Origin of the sequence: Nocardia concava NBRC 100430, assembly GCF_000308815.1 — a bacterium.
Lineage (GTDB): Bacteria > Actinomycetota > Actinomycetes > Mycobacteriales > Mycobacteriaceae > Nocardia > Nocardia concava.
In genome coordinates, this window is sequence record NZ_BAFX01000086.1 from 47988 (window position 1) to 70323 (window position 22336).

20 protein-coding genes are annotated in these 22336 nt (G+C 68.8%); 10 read left to right on the plus strand and 10 right to left on the minus strand.

Annotation, left to right across the window (positions count from 1 at the left end; genetic code table 11):
• Nucleotides 1-227 precede the first annotated feature (227 nt).
• Together ON43_RS20020 and ON43_RS20025 are read left to right on the plus strand one after the other, a co-directional pair.
• On the plus strand, nucleotides 228-1265 hold the full coding sequence (locus ON43_RS20020) for an alpha/beta hydrolase (protein WP_086007982.1): 1038 nt from the start codon (nucleotides 228-230) through the stop codon (nucleotides 1263-1265).
• A 13-nt stretch (nucleotides 1266-1278) separates the two neighbouring features.
• Nucleotides 1279-2085, plus strand: coding sequence for an SDR family oxidoreductase (locus ON43_RS20025; protein WP_040809647.1), 807 nt, complete (start codon nucleotides 1279-1281; stop codon nucleotides 2083-2085).
• Between the two features lie 11 nt (nucleotides 2086-2096).
• Here the strand turns inward: ON43_RS20025 and ON43_RS20030 are convergent, their stop codons facing one another.
• The 5 genes from ON43_RS20030 to ON43_RS20050 all read right to left on the minus strand — a co-directional run bounded on the left by ON43_RS20030 (nucleotide 2097) and on the right by ON43_RS20050 (nucleotide 8304).
• Nucleotides 2097-2492 carry a PPOX class F420-dependent oxidoreductase gene (locus tag ON43_RS20030; protein WP_040809763.1) on the minus strand — a complete coding sequence of 132 codons (396 nt, stop codon included), beginning with the start codon at nucleotides 2490-2492 and terminating at the stop codon, nucleotides 2097-2099.
• A gap of 109 nt (nucleotides 2493-2601) precedes the next feature.
• Nucleotides 2602-3960, minus strand: coding sequence for a lipase family protein (locus tag ON43_RS20035; RefSeq protein ID WP_051178744.1), 1359 nt, complete (start codon nucleotides 3958-3960; stop codon nucleotides 2602-2604).
• A gap of 60 nt (nucleotides 3961-4020) precedes the next feature.
• The gene (locus ON43_RS20040) at nucleotides 4021-6060 is read right to left on the minus strand and encodes a helix-turn-helix transcriptional regulator (protein WP_040809648.1); all 2040 of its coding nucleotides are present in this window, start codon (nucleotides 6058-6060) and stop codon (nucleotides 4021-4023) included.
• Between the two features lie 278 nt (nucleotides 6061-6338).
• On the minus strand, nucleotides 6339-7253 hold the full coding sequence (locus ON43_RS20045; RefSeq protein WP_040809650.1) for a beta-ketoacyl-[acyl-carrier-protein] synthase family protein: 915 nt from the start codon (nucleotides 7251-7253) through the stop codon (nucleotides 6339-6341).
• A 4-nt stretch (nucleotides 7254-7257) separates the two neighbouring features.
• Entirely contained in the window at nucleotides 7258-8304 is a 1047-nt protein-coding gene (locus ON43_RS20050) for a 3-oxoacyl-ACP synthase III family protein (protein WP_040809651.1), read from the minus strand.
• Between the two features lie 447 nt (nucleotides 8305-8751).
• On the opposite strand from ON43_RS20050, the gene ON43_RS20055 reads away from it, so the two are divergent.
• The 5 genes from ON43_RS20055 to ON43_RS20075 all read left to right on the plus strand — a co-directional run bounded on the left by ON43_RS20055 (nucleotide 8752) and on the right by ON43_RS20075 (nucleotide 13833).
• Nucleotides 8752-10413, plus strand: coding sequence for a fatty acid CoA ligase family protein (locus ON43_RS20055; RefSeq protein WP_051178776.1), 1662 nt, complete (start codon nucleotides 8752-8754; stop codon nucleotides 10411-10413).
• Between the two features lie 2 nt (nucleotides 10414-10415).
• Nucleotides 10416-10595, plus strand: a complete 180-nt coding sequence (locus ON43_RS20060) for a hypothetical protein (protein ID WP_040809653.1) — start codon at nucleotides 10416-10418, stop codon at nucleotides 10593-10595.
• Nucleotides 10592-11626, plus strand: a complete 1035-nt coding sequence (locus ON43_RS20065; RefSeq protein WP_040809655.1) for an NAD-dependent epimerase/dehydratase family protein — start codon at nucleotides 10592-10594, stop codon at nucleotides 11624-11626. Before ON43_RS20060 ends, ON43_RS20065 begins: the two co-directional genes overlap by 4 nt.
• Nucleotides 11627-11729: 103 nt before the next feature.
• The gene (locus ON43_RS20070) at nucleotides 11730-12560 is read left to right on the plus strand and encodes an alpha/beta fold hydrolase (protein WP_040809656.1); all 831 of its coding nucleotides are present in this window, start codon (nucleotides 11730-11732) and stop codon (nucleotides 12558-12560) included.
• A 247-nt stretch (nucleotides 12561-12807) separates the two neighbouring features.
• Entirely contained in the window at nucleotides 12808-13833 is a 1026-nt protein-coding gene (locus ON43_RS20075) for an esterase/lipase family protein (RefSeq protein WP_040809657.1), read from the plus strand.
• 58 nt (nucleotides 13834-13891) lie between these two features.
• Here ON43_RS20075 and ON43_RS20080 read toward each other — a convergent pair whose 3' ends face one another.
• Nucleotides 13892-14836 (minus strand): helix-turn-helix transcriptional regulator, encoded by a 945-nt coding sequence (locus tag ON43_RS20080; protein ID WP_040809659.1) that lies wholly within the window; start codon nucleotides 14834-14836, stop codon nucleotides 13892-13894.
• Between the two features lie 62 nt (nucleotides 14837-14898).
• Here ON43_RS20080 and ON43_RS20085 point away from each other — a divergent pair, with 62 nt between their 5' ends.
• Entirely contained in the window at nucleotides 14899-16047 is a 1149-nt protein-coding gene (locus ON43_RS20085; protein WP_040809661.1) for an epoxide hydrolase family protein, read from the plus strand.
• An 8-nt stretch (nucleotides 16048-16055) separates the two neighbouring features.
• On the opposite strand, the gene ON43_RS20090 is transcribed toward ON43_RS20085, so the two are convergent.
• The 3 genes from ON43_RS20090 to ON43_RS20100 form a co-directional block, all read right to left on the minus strand.
• Nucleotides 16056-16928: an LLM class flavin-dependent oxidoreductase gene (locus ON43_RS20090; protein ID WP_040809662.1), complete on the minus strand. Its 873-nt coding sequence runs from the start codon at nucleotides 16926-16928 to the stop codon at nucleotides 16056-16058.
• Between the two features lie 102 nt (nucleotides 16929-17030).
• Nucleotides 17031-17339 (minus strand): pyrimidine/purine nucleoside phosphorylase, encoded by a 309-nt coding sequence (ppnP, locus tag ON43_RS20095; protein ID WP_040809663.1) that lies wholly within the window; start codon nucleotides 17337-17339, stop codon nucleotides 17031-17033.
• A 42-nt stretch (nucleotides 17340-17381) separates the two neighbouring features.
• Nucleotides 17382-18314, minus strand: coding sequence for a patatin-like phospholipase family protein (locus ON43_RS20100; RefSeq protein WP_245568670.1), 933 nt, complete (start codon nucleotides 18312-18314; stop codon nucleotides 17382-17384).
• Nucleotides 18315-18414: 100 nt separating this feature from the next.
• Between ON43_RS20100 and ON43_RS20105 the strand changes: the two genes are divergently transcribed.
• Together ON43_RS20105 and ON43_RS20110 are read left to right on the plus strand one after the other, a co-directional pair.
• Nucleotides 18415-19395, plus strand: a complete 981-nt coding sequence (locus ON43_RS20105; protein ID WP_040809665.1) for a dimethylarginine dimethylaminohydrolase family protein — start codon at nucleotides 18415-18417, stop codon at nucleotides 19393-19395.
• A 9-nt stretch (nucleotides 19396-19404) separates the two neighbouring features.
• On the plus strand, nucleotides 19405-19836 hold the full coding sequence (locus ON43_RS20110) for an SRPBCC family protein (RefSeq protein WP_040809666.1): 432 nt from the start codon (nucleotides 19405-19407) through the stop codon (nucleotides 19834-19836).
• A gap of 1 nt (nucleotide 19837) precedes the next feature.
• Here the strand turns inward: ON43_RS20110 and ON43_RS20115 are convergent, their stop codons facing one another.
• Nucleotides 19838-22213 (minus strand): RelA/SpoT family protein, encoded by a 2376-nt coding sequence (locus ON43_RS20115; protein WP_040809667.1) that lies wholly within the window; start codon nucleotides 22211-22213, stop codon nucleotides 19838-19840.
• Nucleotides 22214-22336: the final 123 nt, after the last annotated feature.

Consider the following 22336-nt stretch of genomic DNA (forward strand, 5'->3'; position numbering starts at 1 on the left):
CGGATCGCACGCTCCAAATTATGCAGGCATTTACCTGCATAAGTCAACGGCCCGACCTCGGATGATGTCGGACAAGCTATTGACCTTTCCGGCCACCGGGCGGGAATTCGGCTCTCGGACATGACAATCCGCGTTCCGGAGGTCAAGATGATCAACGGCCCCCGGGCCGGAATCGACATCGTTGTCTCACCAGCGCCCGGTGCCTCGCGGCGCGGACAGGAACGCCCGTGGCGACGTTGCCCCAGACCCCGGAACCCGCCTCGACGGTGATCGTGGAGACCGTCCGCCCGGCGCGGATCGGCACCCGGCTCGCGCATCCGGTGCTGCGCACCACCCTGCAGTCGTTCCTGCGCGCGGGCGCATGGGTCGCCGATCTCGGGCCGCTGCCGGCCGAGCTGATCTTCCGGGCGACGCGGCTGTCGGAGAAGCCCGCCCGGGTGCTCGGCACCCCGCGCGGGGTACGGCGCGAACCGGTGCGGTTCGAGCATTTCGAGGCCGAATGGCTGTGGAGCGCACCGGTTCCGGATCCGCGGGTGGATCGCGAGGCCGCGATCCTGTACTTCCACGGCGGCGCGTTCATCGCGGGCGGGCTCAACAGCTACCGCCGGCACACCGCGCGCATGGCCGCGTGGAGCGAACTGCCGGTGCTGACCGTGGATTACCGGCAGCTGCCCGACGCGCATCCCAATGACAGCCTCGACGATGCGCTCACCGCCTACCGGCATCTGCTCGCCGAGGGTTTCGCGCCCGGGCAGATCATCGTCGCGGGCGATTCCGCGGGCGGCGGGCTGGCCTTGCGGCTGGCGTTGACGCTGCGGGAGCTGGGTCTGCCGCTGCCGGTGGCGCTTTCGGTCACGTCGCCGTGGGCGGATTTCGATTCGACCGCGCGGCTGGCGCACCCGAACGCGCGCTACGACGCGGTGCTGCCCGCGGCCGGGCCGGACATGGTGGTCCGCCGCGGCATCGCGGTGGACGGGGAGCTGGATCCGAGCTGGTCGGTGGTGAACCACGACTTCACCGGTCTGCCACCGATTCTGCTGCAGGTCGGCTCCCGCGAAATGCTGCTGACCGATGCGCTCGCGGTGGCGAAGCGGGCCGAGGCGGCGGGGGTTCCGATGCGACTGCAGATCCGCCCGAGCGCCCCGCACACCCTCATCCACCTGGGCGCGGGCCTGCTCGCCGACGGCCGCGACGCGGCGCGCGATGCCGCCGACTTCCACCGTGCGATGATCGAGACCGGACGTTCCGATCGCACGGCTGCCTGACCGAGAGGCCCCGATGTCCCAGCCCGCCACCACTTCCCGTCCCGCCGTCTTCGTTACCGGCGCGGCCGCGGGTATCGGCCGCGCCATCGCCACCCGCTTCGCCCGCGAGGGCTGGACGGTCGGCCTCTACGACATCGACGCGGACGCGGTGGCGGCTACCGCCGAGGCCATCGGCGGCCACACCGTCACCGGCTGCTTCGACGTCACCGATCCGGCGGGCTGGGACCGCTCGCTGAAGGAATTCGCCGACGCGACTGGCCGTCTCGATCTGCTGGTCAACAACGCGGGCATCCTCTATTCGGGGCCCTTCGGCGATATGCCGCTCGAGCGTCACCATCGTCTGATCGACGTCAATATCAAGGGAGTTCTCAACGGCTGCCACGCCGCGCTCCCCTATTTACGCCGTACCTCCGGCAGCCGCGTCATCAATCTCGCGTCCGCGTCGGCCCTGTACGGTCAGCCCGGCCTCGCCACCTACGGCGCGACCAAGGCGGCGGTCCGCTCCCTGACCGAGGCCCTCGATCTGGAGTGGCGTCACTTCGGCATCCCGGTCACCGATCTGCTGCCGCTGTTCGTCGCGACCGACATGATGACCGAGGTGAACCGCGGCTCGAAGTCCGCGTCCACCCTCGGCGTCCACCTCACCCCCGACGACATCGCGAACTCGGTGTGGCACACCGCGACCGCGCATCGTCCCTGGTCCGGCCCCCACGTGCTGGTCGGCCTGCAGACCAAGCTCACCGCCCTGGCCACCCGGCTGTCGCCGCCGTTCGTCACGCGCGCGATCGTGGGCTGGCTCAGCAAAGCCGACTCCCTGTGAGCGCCTGAGTATCAGGCGCTGCGACCGGCGAAGTCGAAGGATCCGCCGTCGATACCCCAGGAGATGACGCGTTCGGGCCGAATCCGGATGACGGCGCGTTCCTGATGCGGGAACGGCGGCTCCACGTCCTCGAGCGCCTCGGCCATGCCGCGTACCTCGATACCGCGAATCACGTACGGCTCCACCGAAACCTGCTCGTCGACGACGAAGGACACCCGGCTCCCGGCCTCGACATTGCGGTACTTCCGGCTCCCCCGCATCCGCATCCCGCCGATGTCGATGGTGCCGTCCGCGTTCACCCGGTAACCGGTCGGATTGTTCTGCACCACACCGTCGGTCGACACCGTCGCCAGCCGCCCGATACCGGCCTCCGCGAGAAACTTCTGTTCATTGCTGGTGAAGGTCATCTCGATCACTCCTCGTTCGCCTCATTTCTAGCATCGCTAGAAACTGGAGCAACCGTAACATCCACCCCGCCAGGTTGTCTAGCGACGCTAGATTTCGGATCGCCCGGACTCAGAGGGCGGCGAGGTCGGAGGGGTGTTCGCGGTTCATGGGAATCGATGCCCGGTCGTCACGGTGGGCGCGAAGGGGGCGGGATGTCACGGCTCTGGCCAGGATCGACACCAATCCGAGGTAGCCACGGACGGCGGGCAGCGAGAAGGCCAGTGACGGGACGGTTTTCGTGGTCGCGGCGGGCACGGGACGCTGTGCGAAGCGGTCGGCCAGCCAGTTCTCGCACAGCGGTGCGGCCAGCAGGCCGAGGCTGACGTGGCCGCCGAGGATGTCGCGCAGGTAGCGGACGGGGGTGCCGGTGGCGCGGTAGCGGTCGATCAGGCGATCGACATTGCCGCAGGGGATGATCAGGTCGTGGACGCCCTGCACGGCGAGGATCGGGAACCGCGGCGGGCGCTCGCCGGGGTTGAGGTCGGTGAGGACGGCGCGGACCTCGGGCAGGGTGCGCAGGGTGGCCAGGGCCGAACCGTCGAGGTCGTCCATGCGGGAACGGCCGCTGTGCAACAGGAGCGGGATGGTGGCGCTGGACTCGGCGCGGTCGAGCAGGGCCAGCGAGGCCGGATCGAGGTGCTCGCGCAGGCTGCGGTCGAGGGCCGGGTAGGCGCGGCGCAGGCCCGCCAGGCACAGGGTGGCCAGGCCGCCGAAGGTGGAGCCGTTGAGGCGGAAGAAGGTCGCTTCGAGGTCGCCGACCGGTGAACCCAGCACCGCCGCAAGGATATTCAGTTCGGGGGCGTAGGTGGCGGCGAGCTCGGCGGCCCAGGTGGTGGCCAGGCCGCCGCCGGAGTAGCCCCATAGGGCGACCGGGGAATCCGGGGGCCGGTTCAGGAAGTTGAGGGTCGCGCGCAGGCCGTCGAGGGTGCGGTGGCCGGGCTCGCGAGGCGCGCCGAAGCGGCCCGCGGTGCCGGTGTGATCGGGCACCGAGATCGCCCAGCCTCGGGTGAGGGCGTGTTCGATGAGCAGCAGTTCGAATTGCGGCACCGAACCCAGTGCGCGGGCGCCGCGGCGAAAGGCGTAGGAGGGCAGGCATTTCGAGGCGACGGCGTCGATCGCGCACTGGAAGGAGACGATGGGCCGCTCGGCGGCGGGATCGGCGCCGAAGGGCAGCAGCAGCGTGGTGACCGTCGCCTCGGCGCGGCCGTGCAGATCGGTGCTGCGAAACAGCAGCTGGGTGGCGGTGATTCGCTGCGGGATCAGGCCGAGCAGCGCCAATTCGACCGGACGCGAGCGCAATACCGTGCCGGGGGCCACCCGGTTCAGTCCGCGCGGGCGCCGATAGAAGGGGTCTTGCTCGGGCAGCGGCAAGACCGGTCGGTCCTCCTCCGTCAACGTTGTCGATTCCCCGGACCGAGACGCGATCATGCCAATCCCCTTTCGACCAACGGTTATCCGACCGCGGTGCCCCTATCCGACCGCGGTGTCCTATCCGACTGCGGTGCGGGCCCGCCCCTCCGTCCTGGCGGCCAGCGCGAAGCGCAGTTCGCTGCGGCGGGCGACCGCGAGTTTGCGGTACACCCTGGTGAGATGCTGTTCGACGGTGCTGGGGGTGATGCCGAGGACGTCGGCGATATCGCGATTGCGGTTGCCGAGCGCGGCCAGTTCGGCGACCCGGCGCTCGGCGGGACTCAGCGCCTCGAATCCGCCTTCGCGCGGTCCGGCCTCCGCGGCGCCGGGTGCGGGATCGACCCGCAGCCGCACCAGCAGCGCCTCCGAGCCGCACGATTCCGCGAGCCGCGCGGCCTCCCGCAGCGGCGGCCGCGCCCGGTCCACCTCGCCCAGCCCCCGGTAGGCGTCGCCGAGATCGGCCAGCACCGTGGCCAATTCGAGCTCGTCACCGCCGGTGCGGGCCAGGGCGGCCGAGCGCCGCAGCAGCGTCACCCGCCGCAGTGGATCGCTGGTGGCGGCCAGTATTCGCAGTGAGACCCCGCCGGTGTGATGCTGTTCGGCCCCGCCGATCGCCTCCAGGTGCCGGTTCGCGAAATTCTGGGCCTGCCACTGCTGCCCGGCCTCGAGGGTGGCGGCGGCGAGATCATTGCGCCACGGTGCGAGCCACGGGAAATCCATCCCCCACTCGTCCATGAGCCGTCCGCAGCGCCGGAAGTGCCGCAGCGCCTCCTCCGGGCGGCCGGTGGCCAGGCAGTGCTCACCGTGCGCGCGCAGATAGCCCAGCGCGAAACGGGATTCGAACAGGGCGCGCGGCACCGGACGCTCCAGTTGCGCGGCGGCCTCGGCGTGTCTGCCCTGCGCGGTGAGGGCGCGGACCAGGACCGCGAGCGGTCGCCCGATCCAGATGCCGAGCTGTTCGGCGGGCAGCAGGTTGAGGGCGATCAGCGCGTGCCCGGCCGCCTCGGTCAGATTCCCTTTGCGCAGCAGGGTTTCCGCGCGTGCGGAGGCGAACAGCGCCTGCCAGGTCGGGGCGCTGCGCGCGGTCGCCTCGGCGAGCAGCGACGCGCACCAGGCGTCGGCGGCATCGAGCCGATCGGTGTGCAGCAGGCAGTCCACGGCCGCGACCAGCACCTCGACGGTGGTCGGGGTGAGCCGGTGCTGGGCCAGGATCCGTTGCGCCGCGGCCGCGGTGGCGGCGGGCGGGCGTTCCGACCACAGTCCGGACAGCAGCGCGGCGGCCTGCCGATGCGCCGAATCACGGTCCAGCGGTATGGATTCGGCGGCACGTCCCGATACCAGCCACCGGTGGCGTTGCGCCTGTACCGGATGGGTGTAGCGCAGCCACGCGCCGAGGAATTCGAGCCGATCCGCCAGCGCGCCCGCCCCGTCCGCGCCGCGCCGGAGCCGCACCAACGACTGGTCCGCGTGCAGCACATAACCGTGCCACAGCATCTGCAGCGCGGTCATGGGCAGGTCCGGGTAGGGCACCCGCCCGGTGCGCAGCGCCGCCTTGAGCCTGCCGAAATTGCGGGTGCGGCTGGAGGGATTGATCCGCCATTCCACCGCGACCAGCCGGGTCGCGATGGCCGCCCGCTCATCGGCGCGGCGGCTGGCGCGGTAGGCCAGCTCCAAATGCCTTCCCGCGCCGTCGAGTTCGTCGGCGTCGATGGCATTGTCGGCGACCTCGAGCAGGATCTGGGCGGCCCACGACCCGCGCGCGTCGCCCGCCTCGACCAGGTGGCGCGCCACCGTCTCGGCCGGCAGGCCCTCGCGGCACAGCAGTTCCGCCGTCTGCGCGTGCAAGAGCCGGTACTCGTCGTCGGGCAGCTCGCGCAGCACCCGCGCGGCCATCTCCGGGTGTGGGCGGCACTCCCCCACGATCAGCCCGGCCTGCGCCAATTCCGCCAGCACCGAGCGGGTTTCGTCGAATCCCGCGTCCAGCAGCTCCGCCACCCGACCGATATCGGCGGCGTCTCCCAGCACCGCGACCGCGCGTGCGACGCGCAGCCGCGCCGCCTCCGGTCCGCCCGGGACGGCACCCGAACATCGCATCCCCCGGCCGGCCCCCACCGGCATGTCTTCTCGGTCCCGAGCGACCGACCGCGCCATCTGACGTCCCTTTCACGATCGGAGGCACCGACTGAAGTGGCGTGGCACGGCGAGCTTCGGTGTGCTGGAGCGGCATCATTGCAGCGAGGGCGCTTGGCGCGCCCAGGATCAGCCGGGGCACAACGGGTCTTGAACGAACACTGTGAGAAAGTCCATCACCGGTGGTCACCGGCGGACCCGACGTGGTCCGCCGGCGCGTATTCACCGGATGAAATTTCTTGTCAAACAGTGTATTTCAGATCGGCCTACGGCGCGGCCTCAGCGGCGACCAGCGCCTGCGGCCGGTAGACCAGGCAGGCCGCCGAGTTCTCGTCCGCGGCCAGGAACACCACCGCGCGGGCCTCGTCGAGCATGCCCTGGGTGGCGGCGCTCAGGTAGGCGTGCACCGGGCCCGCCGAATACGGGTCGCCGACAAAGGGATCGATGCCCGCGACCGCCGCGGACGGAATCCCGAGATGGTAGGCGACGCGTTCGCGGAAGCCGGGCACCGGCGCGGGGGCGAGCACGACGGCCTTGCCGGTGGCGAAATCGGCCGCTTCCAGGCCCTCACCGGCGAGGCATTGGCGCAGCACCTCCTCGGCGAGGGCGAGGGGATCACCGACATTGGTGGTCACCGTGAGCGCCTTGCGGCCGTCGGTGCCCGCGGCCTCGAGATCGGCCCAGGCGGTCGGTCCGGTCGGGCCCGGGGTCTCGCTGGTGTAGATGCGGCCGAAACCGCCCGCACCGGCCGAGGCGTGCAGCAGGATCGCCGCACCGCTGGCGGTGTACGGGAAGTCGTCGCGGCCACGCTCGGTGGTCGGGTGGGTGTCCCCGGCGACGATGAGCGCGTACTCCACATCCCCGAGCCCGGTGAAGCACTGCGCCGCCATGAGCGCGTGCACCACACCGGTGCCGCCGTTGAGCAGGTCGAAGGAGAACGCGGGCACCCGGCCGGTCGTGTACTCCAGACCCACCTCGAGGCGCTTCTGAATCAATGCCGCCACGGCCGGTTCGGCGATATTGCTGTCGCGGAACACACCCGCGTTGACCACCAGGCCGACCCGATCGGGTGAGATCTCCGCCGCCGCGAGCGCCTGCCGTCCGGCCCGCGCGGCCAACTCGAAGTAGCTGCCGGTGTCCGTGTCGGTGCACACGGCCGCGGAAACAATTGCGGTGCTCATATATTCACGCCTCCAGCCGGGAGATGGTCGCGGCGAGATGCCCGGAGACCACGCCGGACGCCTCGGGGATCAACAGCACCTTGGAGCCGCGCGGAATCTTCTGCTGCGCCAGATGTTCCCGCAACACCAGGAAGTGCGAGGTGGACGCGGTATTGCCGTACTCGGAATACACATTGAGCGCCTGCGGCATCGGGGTGTCGAAGTGCCGCTCGGTGAGCGAGCTGATGTACTCGATCGCCGGGCCGGAGAACTGGTGGTGGATCCAGTAGTCGTACTTCTCGCTCTCCCAGGCCCGCCCGGTCTCCAGCAGGAAGTCGGCCATGCGCGAAATGCCTTGCAGGAAGCGGGATTCGCTGGCGAGCGCGCGATTGTCGGTGTACATGGCGATGCCGGTGGTCTTGTCCGACGGCTGGCCGATGCAGTGCTCGGCGCCGGCCGAGGTGGTCATCAGCTCGATGTAGTGGATCTCGTCGTCATCGTCGCCCTGGTCGTCGACCACCACCGCGACCGCCGCGTCACCCACGGTCAGCGCCGCGAACTGCGGGTCGTAGGGCTTGGAGATCTCACGGGTGGCGGTCTCGGCGATGGGGGTGATCTGCTCGCCGCTGACCACCAGGCCCCGGCGCACCACACCGGCCTTGATCATGCGGTCGAGCACCAGCACACCGGTGATCATGCCCGCGCAGGCATTGGACAGGTCGAAGTGCAGCGCCTTGGTCGCGCCGATCGCAGTGCCGAGCTGCGTGGCGAAAGACGGTGCGTAGCAGAACTGCCCGGGCCCGGTGAAGCGCGTGATGGACACCGAGATGATCACATCCAGGTCCTCGGCCGCGTAGCCGGAGCGCTCGAGGCAGTCCTCGATGGCATGGCGCGCCAGCACGAACGATGATTCGTAATTCTCCGGATCGGCATTGTGCACCCGCCGATTCTTGATTCCGGTAATTCGCTCCAGGTCCAATGCCCTGGGCACGGAAAGGGCGTTGATCACGTCTTCCGTGGAGCGGACCGTACCGGGTGTGTACGCACCGATCGATTCGAAGCGTGTACGCATGTGGCCCCCTACTCTCTGGACTGTGTGCGTCCTGTCGAATTTGGCTGCGGCGGCCGCAATTCGGTGTCCCCCGAGCCGGCCCCGCTGATATCCCGTAGCCCCGATGCCGAGTGAAACGCTACCGTACCCACGGGTAGTCGGGTGTCACACGAGCCACACGAATCACAGTGCGCTCGAGCCGGTTTCACGGCGAAACCGCTGGAAATGACTGGTGAACAACCCTGTTCGCCAGCGGCGGCGAGTGAGACCCGTAGGGGTGGAATAGGGGGTTGCAAGGAACCGGTGTCGGTACCTGGAGACACAGTAAAACCGTTGTATATCAAGTGAATACGGAACGCCACGGCTAGCGGTTCGACAGCACCCCGTGTAGCCTCACCGATACATTCCTCGCATTCCTCGACATATTCAGTGAATGAACTCAGAACTGGGGGAAGTGTGTCGCATTCCTTGCCCACCATTTATTGGCGCGCCCTCGATCGTTTCCGCGATATCGTGGCCGCCCACCCCGAACGAGAGGCGGTGATCTACGCCGCCGGTAAGAATCGGGCGGGCCTGCCCGAATACGAGCAACTCACCTACGCCGAACTCGACGCCTGGTCGGAGACGATCGCCGAGCGCTTCGCCGACGCCGGCGTGGGCCGCGGTGTGCGCACCATCGTGCTGGTGCGGCCCGGGCCCGAGCTCTACGCGGTGCTGTACGGGCTGTTCAAGATCGGCGCGGTGCCGGTGGTGATCGACCCGGGCATGGGCATGTTCAAGATGCTGCGCTGCCTGCAGGCCGCCGACGCCGAGGCCTTCGTGGGCGTGGTGGAGGCGCAGGCGCTGCGCATCGTGTTCCGCGCCTACTTCCGCAAGGTGCGGGTGGCGATCACCGTCGGGCGGTCCTGGTGGCAGGGGCCCACGCTCGAAAGCTGGGGCCGCACACCGGCTTCCACGCTGCCCGAGCGCGAGCCCGCACCCGATGACGAGCCGCTGCTCATCGCCTACACCACCGGCAGCACCGGGCCCGCCAAGGCGGTGGTGCTCACCCACGGCAATCTCAGCGCCATGGTCGAGCAGGTGGACGACGCACGCGAGCATGTCGCGCCGGGCACGTCCCTGATCACCGCGGTGGTCGCCGGGATTCCGGAGCTGCTGCTCGGATCCCGGTGTGTGCTACCGCCTTTGATCCCCTCGAAGGTCGGCGCGACCGATCCGGCGCACGTGGTCGACGCGGTGCACCGGTTCGGGGTGCGCACCATGTTCGCCTCCCCCGCGGTGCTGATTCCGCTGCTGCACCACATCGAGGAGACCGGCGAATCCCTCGACAGCATTCAGAGCATCTACTCCGGTGGCGCACCCGTGCCGGACTGGTGCATCGCGGCGCTGCGGCAGATGCTGCCCGAGGACGCGAAGGTGTACTCCGGGTACGGGGCCACCGAGGCGCTGCCCATGGCCACCATCGAATCGCGGGAGCTGCTGGGCGATCTCGTGGAGCAGGCGCATCAGGGGCAGGGTGTGTGCGTGGGGCGTCCCGCCCTGCATGTGCGGGCGCGCATCATCGCCATCACTGACGATCCGCTGCCCGAATGGTCGGATGCCGAGGCGCGTGATGCGGAGCTGGCGGCCTCGCGCGGGATCGGCGAGCTCGTGGTGTCCGGGCCGAATGTCAGCCCCCGATACTTCTGGCCGCAGGCCGCCAACAAGATCGGCAAGATTCACGACGGCGAGGCGATCTGGCATCGCACCGGGGACCTCGCCTGGATCGACGACGCGGGGCGAATCCGCTTCTGCGGCCGCAAGAGTCAGCGCCTGGAGACCGCGAACGGGCCCATGTTCACCGTGCAGGTCGAACAGGTCTTCAACACCGTCGAGGGCGTGGCTCGGACCGCGCTGGTGGGTATCGGCGAGCGCGGTGCACAGGAGCCCGTGCTGTGCGTGGAGCTGGAGGCGGGGGCCGACCGGGACGCGGTCGAACGCGAATTGCGCGGCCGCCGCGATGAATTCGAGATCACCAAGCCGGTGACCGGCTTTCTCTTCCACCCGAAGTTCCCCGTCGATATCCGCCACAACGCCAAGATCGGGCGCGAGAAGCTGACGGTGTGGGCGGCCAAGCAGTTGGGCGACTAGCCATGGAAACCACCGCGCCGCACGCGGATCCACCGCTGACCCGGCTGCTCCGGCTCGCCACCCCGCTGGTGATGGCGGCCGGGCTGCCGATCGCGATCGCCCGCATGCTGGCCGACGAACTGTCGAGCCGGACCGCGCTGGAGACCTCGACACCGACTCCAGGAAAGGCAGACCCATCGTGAAGGCATTGGTGACGGGAGCCTCGGGCTTCCTGGGCGGGGCGCTGGTGCGCCGGCTGGTGAAGGACACCGATTACGAGGTGTCGATTCTGGTGCGGCGCACCAGCAATCTGCGCGATCTGGAGCCGGTGATCGATCGGGTGGAGCGGGTCGTGGGTGATCTGAGCGATCCGGAATCCCTCGATCGGGCGGTCGCGGGTGTGGATGTCGTCTTCCACAGCGCCGCCCGCGTGGACGAGCGCGGCACCCGCGAGGTGTTCTGGGCCGAGAACACCGCGGCCACCGCCCGGCTGCTGGCCGCGGCCCGGGCCGCGGGCGCGCGGCGATTCGTGTTCATCTCGAGTCCGAGTGCGCTCATGGACCGTGACGGCGGCGACCAGATCGATATCGACGAGTCGGTTCCGTATCCGAGCCGGTATCTCAACTACTACTGCGAGACCAAGGCCGCGGCCGAACGGCTCGTGCTGAAGGCGGACGCACCCGGGTTCACCACCGTGGCGCTGCGGCCGCGGGCCATCTGGGGGGCGGGTGACCGGTCCGGGCCGATCGTACGGCTGCTGGAGCGGGCGGCGGCGGGCACGCTGCCGGATCTGTCGGCCGGGCGCGAGGTGTACGCCTCGCTGTGCCATGTCGACAATATCGTCGAGGCCTCGATTCTGGCCGCTGCCAGCGAGAACGTGGGCGGCAAGCCGTATTTCATCGCCGATGCCGAGCGGACGAACGTGTGGCGGTTTCTCGGTCAGGTCGCCGAAGACCTGGGGTACGCGCGCCCGACCCGCAAGCTGGATCCTCGCGTAGTCGACCTCGTCGTGACGATCATCGAAAACCTCAGGCGGGTACCGTATCTCGCCACCCACTGGACGCCGCCGCTGTCGCGGTACTCGGTGGCGGTGATGACGCGCTCTGGCACCTACGACACCTCCGCCGCCACCCGCGATTTCGAATATCACCCCGTTATGGATCGTGAAACCGGGATGGCCGAACTGAAATCTTGGATCCGGGATTCGGGGGTGATCGCCGGATCCACGCGCTGACCAGCGTTCGGGCGCTCTCCTCGCGACTTGTGTTACCGGGAGTACCGGCTAGCATGGGCACTATCGCAGTGCCGCACCGCTACTCAACGAGGAGAGCGCCCCGATGCCGGAGTTCGACTACCACGGCGTATCCGTCGCCTATGACCACGCCGGGTCGGGTGATCCGATCTTGTTCCTGCACAATATCGGCGGCGACCGGCGGATCTGGGAGAACCAGACCCGCGCGCTGGCCGCCACGCACAGCGTGTACGCGCTGGATCTGTTCGGGTACGGCGACTCCGATTCCCCCACCGGCGGATACACCGTCGAGAACTATGTGCGGATGCTCGCGGAGTTCATCGAGGCGCACGGGCTCACCGATGTGACGCTGGTCGGCAATTGCTTCGGCAGCGCGTTGTCACTGCTCTACGCGCGGCGTAATCCGCAGAATGTGCGGGCGCTGGTGCTGTGCAGCCCGCTGACCGCGGCCACCCTGCGGCCCACACCGACCGGTTGGACCGCTCGGGCGGCGGCGACCGTTCCCCTCCATTCGGTCGCGGGCGCGATCCGGCTGCCGGGTCTGGCCGCCGGTCTGGTGGTGCGCGAACAGCTCGGCCCGCGCGGTCGCGGCATGAGCGCCTCGGCCTTCGCCGGGCTGCGCCACCGCTGGAGTGAGCCGCGACGGCTGCTCCCGCCCGCCGCCATCGCCCGCGATCTGCCGTCGCTGGCGACACTCGACGACTTCCGTCCAACCCCGGGCTTCCCGCCCATCACCACCGTCTGGGGCGCGAAGAACCGCATCCTGTCCGCGGCGGCGGGCGCGCGCTTGAACGCGACCCTGCGACCCACCCGGGCCATCGAGCTGCCCGACTGCGGCCACCTGGTCATGCTGGAGGAACCCGAAACCGTCACCGCCGCAATCCGTTCCGCCACCCGCACCGCGCTGGCGGGCTGAGTTCACGAGCGGATTTCGGCCACCAATACCGGCCGTTCGACACTGGCGAACGATGCGAACGGCCGGTTAATTATTCGAGTCCAATCACGCTGATTCGAATTCCCTTACCTCGCAGCGACCGGCGTCTTTACTACTTCCATACGGTAGTTCTTTCGCGCCGAATGATTATCGCCACGGCAATTACCTGGCAAAACAGCTCTAGCGTCTTCCTCACTCGCCGTTTCCATTCCGAGGAAGAAAGCACGATATGAAGCACACTCCGCGTTCGCTGGGCGCCGCCGCATTCGTCATGGCCGTCGCCGCGTTCACCATCGGACTGAATTCCCCAGCGGCCGTGGCCGATCCCGCCGACGGCTCCCACGCCTCCGACACCGTCGGCTACGGCCCCGAGCTGACCGACGAAACCGCCGCCATCGCCTACGGTTTGGCCAATCCGGACGCCGCACCCCAGGGCACCAACGACTGGTCCTGCAAACCCGATGCCGCCCACCCCCGCCCGGTCGTCCTGGTCCACGGCACCTGGGCCAGCGCCTTCAGCGCGTACTCGTACATGGGCCCCGAACTGGCCAAGGCAGGCTACTGCGTCTTCACCTTCAACTACGGCCGAGCGGACACCCCGGGCGCGGGCCTGGTCCAGCCCACCATCGGAGCCACCGGCTACATCGAGGATTCCGCCGACCAACTCTCCACCTTCGTCGACCGCGTCCTGGCCACCACCGGTGCGCCACAGGTGGACACCATCGGCCATTCCCAGGGCGGCGTGGTCATCCGCGAATACCTGAAATTCAACGGTGGCACCGACCCGAGCAACCCCGCAAATAACAAAGTCGCCCACGTAATCACCTACGGCGCAACCAATCACGGCACCACCCTCGCCGGATTGGGCAACCTCCTCGGCGTCTTCCAATCCGCCCTGAAACTCGACCCCACCGCCCCCACCGAAACCCTGATCGGCCACGCCGGAATTCAGCAATTGGTCGGCTCCCCCGTCCTGACCCGTCTCAATGCCGACGGCGACACTCTCCCCGGCATCGACTACACCATCGTCGCCGACCAATACGACGAGGTTTCCACCCCCTACTCGGCCACTTACCTCACCGCCGGGCCCGGCGCCACGGTCCACAACGTCCTTCTCCAGGACGGTTGCCCCCTGGATACCTCCGATCACAACTCCATGCTCTTCTCGCCCCGCGCCGTCTCCCTGGCCCTCCAGGCCCTCGACCCGGCAGCCCACCCCGCCCCGGTCTGCAGCATGAACCCCTGGCTGCTCTGACCCTCGAGGTCGTCCGAACCCGTCCACGCCGGTCGCCCGGTGGGCGGGTTCGCGGCCGTCAGCTCGCCGCCCGCCCCAGCATCGCGGACAGATCACGAAGACGGGCAACGAGTTCCGGAGGTTCGATGACTCGGAATTCGAAGCCGAAGCGGGCCATGTAGAAGGCGAGAGCGTCGAGCGAATCGGCGCCGGTGTGGAGGATGCAGGTGTTCGCGTCCACGGCTTCGAGGACGCCCACGGTGGGTGCGATCCGTTCGGCGGCTTGTTCGGCGGAGACGAGCAGGGTGATGCGGGCCTGGTAGGGGTAGGGGGCGGAGGTTATGCCGCGCGAGACCTGGGCTGCCGCGTCGGGTGCTTCGCGGGGTGTGAAGCGGGGGCCGGTGGGGATGCGCGGGGTGAGGCGGTCTACTCGGTAGGTGCGCCAGTCCTCGCGGTCCACGTCCCAGCCGGTGAGGTACCAGCGGCGACCGGTGTGGACGAGGCGGTGGGGTTCGGTTGTGCGGCGGGAGGTTTCGCCCTCGTGGGTGCGGTAGTCGAAGCGCAGGCAGTGGTGGTCGCGGATGGCGGCGGCGATGGCGGTCAGGGTGTCGGGGTCCACGCGCGGGCCGCCGGCGGGGACGGCGATAGTCGCCTCCTGGAGGGCGGTCATGCGGTGGCGCAGGCGCGACGGCAGGACCTGTTCGAGTTTGGCCAGCGCCCGCAGCGAGCTCTCCTCGATCCCGGCGATGGTGCCGCCCGCGGCGGTGCGCAGGCCCATGGCCACGGCGATGGCCTCCTCGTCGTCGAGCAGCAGGGGCGGCAGTTTCGCGCCCGCGCCCAGCCGGTATCCGGCGGCACCGGCGACGGCGTGTACGGGATAGCCGAGGGCGCGCAGCTTTTCGATATCGCGGCGCACGGTGCGCACATCCACGTCGAGCTGGGCGGCGAGGTCGGCGCCGGTCCAGTCGCGCGGGGTCTGCAGCAGCGACAGCAGACGCAGCAGGCGGGCCGAGGATTCCAACATTTCTCGATTGTCTCCGAAAGCTAGGGCGGAAGCTGTCCTAGGCGGCTTCTAGCGTGGTTCTCATGAGCGATGAGATCACTCCCTTCCGTATCGATATTTCGCAAGAGCAGCTCGATGACCTGCGGTCGCGGCTCGCCGCCGCCCGCTTTCCCGCGCCGCTGCCGGGTGCCGACTGGGATACCGGCGCGCCCGTCGGCTGGCTGCGCGAGCTCGCCGAGTACTGGCGCACCGAATACGACTGGCGGGCCGCCGAGGCCGAGTTGAATCGCTACCCGCAGTTCACCACCGAGATCGAGGGTCAGCGCATCCATTTCCTGCACGTCCGTTCCCAGGAGCCGGGCGCGGTGCCGCTGCTGCTCACCCACGGCTGGCCCGGCTCGGTGGTCGAATTCCTCGACATCATCGGCCCTTTGACCGATCCGGGCGCACACGGCGGCGATCCGCGCGACGCCTTCCACCTGGTCATCCCGTCGCTGCCGGGCTTCGGATTCTCCGGCCCGGTCAGCGAGCCCGGATGGAGCCGCGCCCGCATCGGCCGGGTGTGGGCCGAACTCATGCGGCGCCTCGGCTACGAGCGCTACGGCGTCCAGGGCGGTGACATCGGCGGCGCGGTGAGCCCCGAAGTCGCGCGCCACGCACCGGATCGGGTGATCGGCGTGCACGTCAACGGCGGCCCGAACCTCCCGCCGCCCTCGGCCGCCGACGATATCGACGATCTCACCGAGCTCGAGCGCGACCGGGTCCGGCGCATCCAGGCGTTCATGCGAGAGGAGTTCGGCTACATCTCGATTCAGTCGACCCGCCCGCAAGCGCTGGCCTACGGCCTGGTGGATTCGCCGGTGGGCCAGCTGGCCTGGATCATGGACAAGTTCCGCGAGTGGACCCACCCGCGCAATGTCGACCCCGACAAGATCATCGACCGCGATCGCCTGCTCACCAACGTGATGCTCTACTGGCTCACCGGCACCGCCGGTTCGGCGGCCTACGTCGGCTACGGCCACACCGGCGAATGGGGTTCCACCCCTGCGAATTCCGGTGTTCCCACCGGCGTCATCGCCTTCGCCCACGATGTCTGCATCCGCCGGTACTGCGAGCCCTCCAACACCATCACCCGCTGGACCGATGTCGATCACGGCGGACATTTCGCGGCCCTGGAGGAACCCGAACTGCTGGTCGGCGATATTCGCGAGTTCTTCCGCGACCTGCGCTGACCTCCAGCTCAGGACAGTAGGGGCCTGACCTGCTCGGCGACGAAACGGACGAATCCGGCCGGGTCCGGTTCGTCGCCGGTGGGCTGGAGCACCACGCTGGTGGCTCCGGCCTCGGCCCACTGAATTACCTTGTCGGCGATGGCCTGTGCGTCACCGGCGACGCCGATGTCGGGGATGGTGTCGCGCTCCTGCTCGCGCAGGTCGGCGAGCACCCGGTCGGCGGCATCGGGTCCGGTGGCGGCGAGCAGGTAGACGACGATCGGGAAGGGCTGTGCCGCAACGGCTTCGGGGCGGGCGGCGTGCAGGATTTCGGCGGCGGTGCGGATACCGGCGGCGGGGGTGGAATTGGTGAGGACCACACCGTCGGCGCACTCCCCCACCAGTCGCAGGGTTTTCGGCCCGGTCGCGGCGGCCAGGATCGGCGGTGCGGCGGCCGGGGGCCAGTCCAGGGCGACGTCGTCGAGTTGAACGTAGCGGCCCTTCACCGTGATTCGCTGCCCGTTGAGCAGGCCGCGCAGCGCGTCGAGGTATTCGCGCAGCAGGGTCAGCGGTGAGGCGGCCCGCGCACCCACCTGGCCCATCCAGTCCTGCACGCCGTGCCCGACACCCCAGATCCCCCGGCCCGGGAACATTCGTTCCAGGCTCGAGATCTCCATGGCGGTGATCGCGACATTGCGCAGCGGCACCGGCAGCACGCCGACCCCGACGCGCACCCTTTCGCTCCAGGCCAGTGCCGCGGCGGCGGTGGAGATCCCGCCCTCGAGGAAACAGTCCTCCCACAGCCACAATTCGTCGAGCCCCGACTCATCGGCCGCGCGCACCACATCGCGCAGCCGCTCCGGTGGATTCTGCGGCCGGAACACCGCACCCAGCGTCGTCATACCCCATGCCTACCACGCCGGGCCCGGAAACGGCTCCGCTGCCTCAAAACAGCTGCGGCCCGGCCTCATTGGTGAGGACCGGGCCGCAGCGGGGGGTGAAACTCAGCCGAAGTGACAAACGTAGTGGACGGGCTCGACGACCTCGATCACGAAGCTGGAGTCACCCGGCACGGAGAAGGACTCGCCGCCCTTGTAGGTGACGGCCTCGGACTCGCCGGCGAGGGTGACATTGCAGACGCCCTCGAGCAGTTCCATGATCTCCGGGGCGCCGGTGTTGAAGGTGAGGGTGGCGGGGAGGATGACACCGACGGACTTGCTGGTGCCATCGGCCAGCTCGATATTGTGGCTCACGCACTTGCCATCGAAGTAGACATTGGCGCGCTTGGTGACGGTGACATTCTCGAACTTCATGCGGGAATCGTACCCGCGACCTCCGGGCAACCCAGCGCGCGGTCAGGGTGCGGCCGTGGCCGCCGGACCGGGCTGAGGCAGGGTGTCCAGGGCCGCGGCCGCCAGCGCCCGGCCCTGCTCGATGAGCGGGGCGGCGCGATGGAAATCCATGGTGCCGCAAATGTTCTGGGGCACCGAGATCACCAGGTCGGGCGGGTGGGCGGCCAGATGCTGGCGGGTGATGGCGGCGAGCATGAGGTCGATGGCCCGCTGCGCGACATCGGTGGCGCGCACGCTGCTCAGGGCGGGCGGCTGCTCCTCGAGGTGCTCGGGCGCGCGGCCGAGCCGCTGCGCGGAGGCCCGCCACCATTGGGCGAACCAGTTGGCGCGGGGCTGCGCCCGGTCGTAGATCGGGTCCGGTGGACCGGACAGGTCGACGCCGATGGTCATATCCGCGGGCCCGAGCGCCATGGTCGCCACCACCGGCAGCGGATCGAGGACGCCGCCGTCGACCAGCACATGACCGTCGGCCAGCACCGGGGTGATGAATCCGGGGATGGAGATCGAGGCGCGAATCGCGGCATCGAGCTCGCCGGTCTGGAACCAGACCGAGCGCCCGACCGTCATATCGGTGGCCACCGCGACATACGGGATCGGCAGGTCTTCGATGCGCAGGTCGCCGAGGATCTCGCGAATCCGGTCGAGAATCTTGCCCGCGCGGATCACCCCGGGCTCGCTGAACGCCGGATCCAGCAGCCGCGCCACCTCGAGCTGGCCGAGTCCGGTTACCCACGAGGTGAATTCGTCCAGCCGCCCGGCCGCGAACAGCCCGCCGACCAGCGCGCCCATCGATGATCCGGCCACCCCGACGACCTCGTACCCGCGCTCCTGGAGTTCGGCGATCACCCCGATGTGCGCGTACCCGCGGGCCCCGCCGCTGCCCAGCGCCAGCTTGACCCGCTTGCCCTCGGTGCCCACACCATTGCCAGTGCCCACGACACCGACCCTACGACCGTCTGCGAACAGCCCGCAAATGTGACTCGCATGACGGGCGCGGGATCATCAGACCGACCGGTCCGGCGATTATCGTTTTGGCATGTCTGCTGTAACCCGTGACGTTCGTGTGGACAGTGAATTCGCGCCACTGCGGACGGTGGTGGTCTCGCGGTGCGAGTTCCGCGCCCCCGCCGATCCGGCCATGGTGGGCACGGAGATGCCGGTGGAGCCGTCCGCCGTGGACATCATGGATGCGGTGTGGGGCAAGGACTTCGGCGCGGTGTATCCCGACAAGCAGCAGCGCTTCGAGGCCGAGCGGGAGGAACTCGCCGCCGTCCTGCGCCGTCACGGCGTGGAAGTACTGCGGCCACGGCTGTTCACCGCCGAGGAGAAGGCCGCCGCCGGTCCGGCCGGTTACGCGAACTTCTTCGTCCGCGACCCGTGGTTCACCGTCGGCGAGCACGTGATCGAGGGTGCCCTGCAGTTCCCGCACCGCCGCATGGAGGTGCTGCCCAGCCGCGATCTGCTGCTGGAGCGGGTCATGCCCACTGCCGCACACTATGTTTCGCTGCTCCGGCCGGCCATCGCCGCGCCCGGCGTCGCGGGCCCGGGACCGTTCCTCGAGGGCGGCGATGTCTTGGTACTGAACAAGGAGATCTTCGTCGGCCTGTCCGGTATGGCCAGCGATGAGCTGGGCATCGCGTGGCTCTCGAAGTACCTGCGGCCCTTCGGATTCACCGTCACGCCGGTGCCGCTCCCCCGGCATGTGCTGCACCTGGACTGCGCCATCGGCCTGGTCCGCGAGGGCCTGCTCATCGCCTGCCCCGACCGCCTGCCGGTGGGATTGCCCGCGCGCCTGCATGATTGGGAGCGCATCGACGTCACCGAGGACGAGGCCGCCGCCATGGCCACCAACGGCCTGCCCATCGACGCCGACACCTACATCACCGACCCGGAGTTCGAGCGCGTCGGCAAGCAGCTCGAATCCCGCGGCATCACCGTCGAATACGTCGACTTCTCGGTCTCGCGCCTGTTCGGCGGCGCGTTCCGCTGCTCCACCCAGCCGCTGCTGCGCCACTAGAGTTCGGGGATGCCCGAAAAGATTCTCCGCAACACCTTCACCGTGCGCGCCTCGGCCGCAGCGGTTTACGAGCACCTGGCCCGGCCCGAGAACTACATCGGCCTGTCGCCGCTGGTCGTGGCCGTCGAGGACGTCCAGGCAGACTCTTACGTGGCAGTCGAGCGGTTCCGCTTCCTGGGATTCAAGTACGACAACCGAATTCGCGTCTCACTGCTCGGCACCCCGGGCAAGGCCGTCTGGGGCGAGGTGAACAGCCCGGGCGGAGTCCACATGGCCTACCGCTTCGACCTCACCGAGACGCCCGAGGGCACCCGCATCGACGACGAACTCCGCCTGCGCACCCCGTTCGGCCTGCTCGCCTTCGCCTCGGGCCAGGCCCGCAAGGTGCAGCTGGCCCGCGCGACGATCCTGGCCGAACGTCTCGGCCAGGATCCGCGCTGACTCAGGCCGCGGAGGTCACGCGATAGACGTCGTAGACGCCTTCCACATTGCGGACCACATTGAGCAGATGCCCGAGGTGCTTCGGGTCGCCCATCTCGAAGGTGAACTTGGAGATGGCGACTCGATCACCGGAGGTGGTGACGGCCGCGGACAGGATGTTCACCTTCTCGTCGGCCAGCACCTTGGTGACATCCGACAGCAGGCGGGTCCGGTCGAGGGCCTCGATCTGGATGGCGACCAGGAACACCGACGAAGGCGACGGCGCCCACTTGACCTCGATGATCCGTTCCGGCTCCGAGCGCAGCGAATCCGCGTTGGTGCAGTCGGTGCGGTGCACGCTGACCGCGCCGCCACGGGTCACGAAGCCCATGATCTCGTCGCCGGGCACCGGGGTGCAGCACTTGGCCAGCTTCGACACCGTGCCGGGCGCGCCCGGAATCTCCACGCCCGCATCGCCGGTGGTGCGCTGCCGCGACGGAACGGTGGAAGGCGTTGACCGCTCGGCCAATTCGTTCTCGACGTCGCTGACGCCACCGAGCTGCGCCATGAGCCGCTGCACCACGTGATGCGCGGACACCTGGTTCTCACCGACGGCCGCGTACAGCGCGGAGATGTCGGTGTAGTGCAGTTCGTGCGCGAGCGCGCTCATGGCGTCGACGCTCATCAGGCGCTGCAGCGGCAGGCCCGAGCGACGGACCTCCTTGCTGATCGCGTCCTTACCGGCCTCGAGGGCCTCCTCGCGACGTTCCTTGGCGAACCACTGGCGAATCTTGGCCTTGGCGCGCGGGGACACCACGAAGTTGGACCAGTCCCGCGAGGGTCCGGCGTTCTGCGCCTTGGAGGTGAAGATCTCGACGACCTCACCGTTCTCCAGCTGCCGTTCCAGCGCGACCAGTCGCCCGTTGACACGCGCACCGATGCAGCGGTGACCGACCTCGGTGTGCACGGCGTAGGCGAAGTCAACCGGGGTCGACTTCTGCGGCAGCGTGATCACATCGCCCTTGGGCGTGAACACGAAGATCTCCGGCGACTTCAGGTCGAAGCGCAGCGACTCCAGGAACTCCGCGGGGTCGGCGGCCTCGCGCTGCCAGTCGAGGAGCTGGCGCATCCACGCCATATCGTCGACTTCGTTGTTGTCGTTGGAGTGCTTGCCCTTGGTCTCCTTGTACCGCCAGTGCGCGGCGATGCCGAACTCGGCGGTCCGGTGCATGTCCTGGGTGCGGATCTGCACTTCCAGGGGCTTGCCGTCGGGTCCGACCACGGTGGTGTGCAAGGACTGGTAGACGCCGTAGCGCGGCTGGGCGATGTAGTCCTTGAACCGCCCGGCCATGGGCTGCCACAGCGAGTGCACGACACCGACCGCGGCGTAGCAGTCGCGCACCTCGTCGCAGAGGATGCGGATGCCGACCAGGTCGTGGATGTCGTCGAAGTCCTTACCCTTGACGATCATCTTCTGATAGATCGACCAGTAGTGCTTCGGACGGCCTTCCACGACCGCGTTGATCCGGCTCGCGGCCAAGGTGTTCACGATCTCCGCGCGCACCTTCGCCAGATAGGTGTCACGCGAGGGCGCGCGGTCGGCGACCAGACGCACGATCTCGTCGTACTTCTTGGCGTGCAGAATCGCGAACGCGAGGTCCTCCAGCTCCCATTTGACGGTCGCCATGCCCAGCCGGTGGGCCAGCGGCGCGATCACCTCGAGGGTTTCGCGCGCCTTCTTGGCCTGCTTCTCCGGCGGCAGGAACCGCATGGTCCGCATGTTGTGCAGCCGGTCGGCCACCTTGATCACCAGCACGCGGGGGTCGCGGGCCATGGCGATGATCATCTTGCGGATGGTCTCGGCCTCGGCGGCCGCGCCCAGGTTGACCTTGTCCAGCTTGGTGACGCCGTCCACCAGGTGGGCGACCTCGGTGCCGAATTCGGCGGTCAGCTCGTCGAGCGAGTACCCGGTGTCCTCGACGGTGTCGTGTAGCAGCGCGGCCACCAGCGTGGTGGTGTCCATGCCCAGTTCGGCGAGGATGTTCGCGACGGCCAGCGGGTGGGTGATGTACGGGTCGCCGGACTTGCGGAACTGGTGCTGATGTTTCTCGTCGGCGACGTCGAAAGCCCGTTGCAGCAGAGCCAGATTCGCCTTCGGGTACAGCTCGCGATGCACGGTCGCCAGCGGCTCGAGCACCGGTTTGACGGCGGCGATGCCGCGCTGGCCCGTCATGCGACGGGCCAGGCGCGCCCGCACGCGGCGGGAGGCGGAGGTGGGTACGGCGGTCGAATTGCGAGCGGCGGCGGGCTGACCGGTGGCCGATGGGGTGGCGGCTGCGTTCAATTCACGAGCGCCCTCGGGTTGCCCCGAGTTCGCCTGCTCCATTTGCTGTGTCATGCCACCTCCGCTCGCGGCCTCGATCGGAAAACCCTATCGGACCGTTCAACCACCCAGATCACCCACTTTAGTCCTGGAAACGGTTCCCGACCGGGACGGCCGAAACCGCCGGTAGGAACAGTG

What these genes read in the sequence shown, in the direction of transcription:
- ON43_RS20105 (WP_040809665.1), top strand. Translation starts at nt 18,415, where the DNA reads ATGTCTGCTGTAACCCGTGACGTTCGTGTGGACAGTGAATTCGCGCCA.
- ON43_RS20030 (WP_040809763.1), bottom strand. Translation starts at nt 2,492, where the DNA reads ATGACCTTCACCAGCAATGAACAGAAGTTTCTCGCGGAGGCCGGTATC.
- ppnP (WP_040809663.1), bottom strand. Translation starts at nt 17,339, where the DNA reads ATGAAGTTCGAGAATGTCACCGTCACCAAGCGCGCCAATGTCTACTTC.
- ON43_RS20080 (WP_040809659.1), bottom strand. Translation starts at nt 14,836, where the DNA reads ATGTTGGAATCCTCGGCCCGCCTGCTGCGTCTGCTGTCGCTGCTGCAG.
- ON43_RS20035 (WP_051178744.1), bottom strand. Translation starts at nt 3,960, where the DNA reads ATGATCGCGTCTCGGTCCGGGGAATCGACAACGTTGACGGAGGAGGAC.
- ON43_RS20040 (WP_040809648.1), bottom strand. Translation starts at nt 6,060, where the DNA reads ATGCCGGTGGGGGCCGGCCGGGGGATGCGATGTTCGGGTGCCGTCCCG.
- ON43_RS20025 (WP_040809647.1), top strand. Translation starts at nt 1,279, where the DNA reads ATGTCCCAGCCCGCCACCACTTCCCGTCCCGCCGTCTTCGTTACCGGC.
- ON43_RS20075 (WP_040809657.1), top strand. Translation starts at nt 12,808, where the DNA reads ATGAAGCACACTCCGCGTTCGCTGGGCGCCGCCGCATTCGTCATGGCC.
- ON43_RS20115 (WP_040809667.1), bottom strand. Translation starts at nt 22,213, where the DNA reads ATGACACAGCAAATGGAGCAGGCGAACTCGGGGCAACCCGAGGGCGCT.
- ON43_RS20110 (WP_040809666.1), top strand. Translation starts at nt 19,405, where the DNA reads ATGCCCGAAAAGATTCTCCGCAACACCTTCACCGTGCGCGCCTCGGCC.
- ON43_RS20085 (WP_040809661.1), top strand. Translation starts at nt 14,899, where the DNA reads ATGAGCGATGAGATCACTCCCTTCCGTATCGATATTTCGCAAGAGCAG.
- ON43_RS20090 (WP_040809662.1), bottom strand. Translation starts at nt 16,928, where the DNA reads ATGACGACGCTGGGTGCGGTGTTCCGGCCGCAGAATCCACCGGAGCGG.
- ON43_RS20045 (WP_040809650.1), bottom strand. Translation starts at nt 7,253, where the DNA reads ATGAGCACCGCAATTGTTTCCGCGGCCGTGTGCACCGACACGGACACC.
- ON43_RS20070 (WP_040809656.1), top strand. Translation starts at nt 11,730, where the DNA reads ATGCCGGAGTTCGACTACCACGGCGTATCCGTCGCCTATGACCACGCC.
- ON43_RS20060 (WP_040809653.1), top strand. Translation starts at nt 10,416, where the DNA reads ATGGAAACCACCGCGCCGCACGCGGATCCACCGCTGACCCGGCTGCTC.
- ON43_RS20050 (WP_040809651.1), bottom strand. Translation starts at nt 8,304, where the DNA reads ATGCGTACACGCTTCGAATCGATCGGTGCGTACACACCCGGTACGGTC.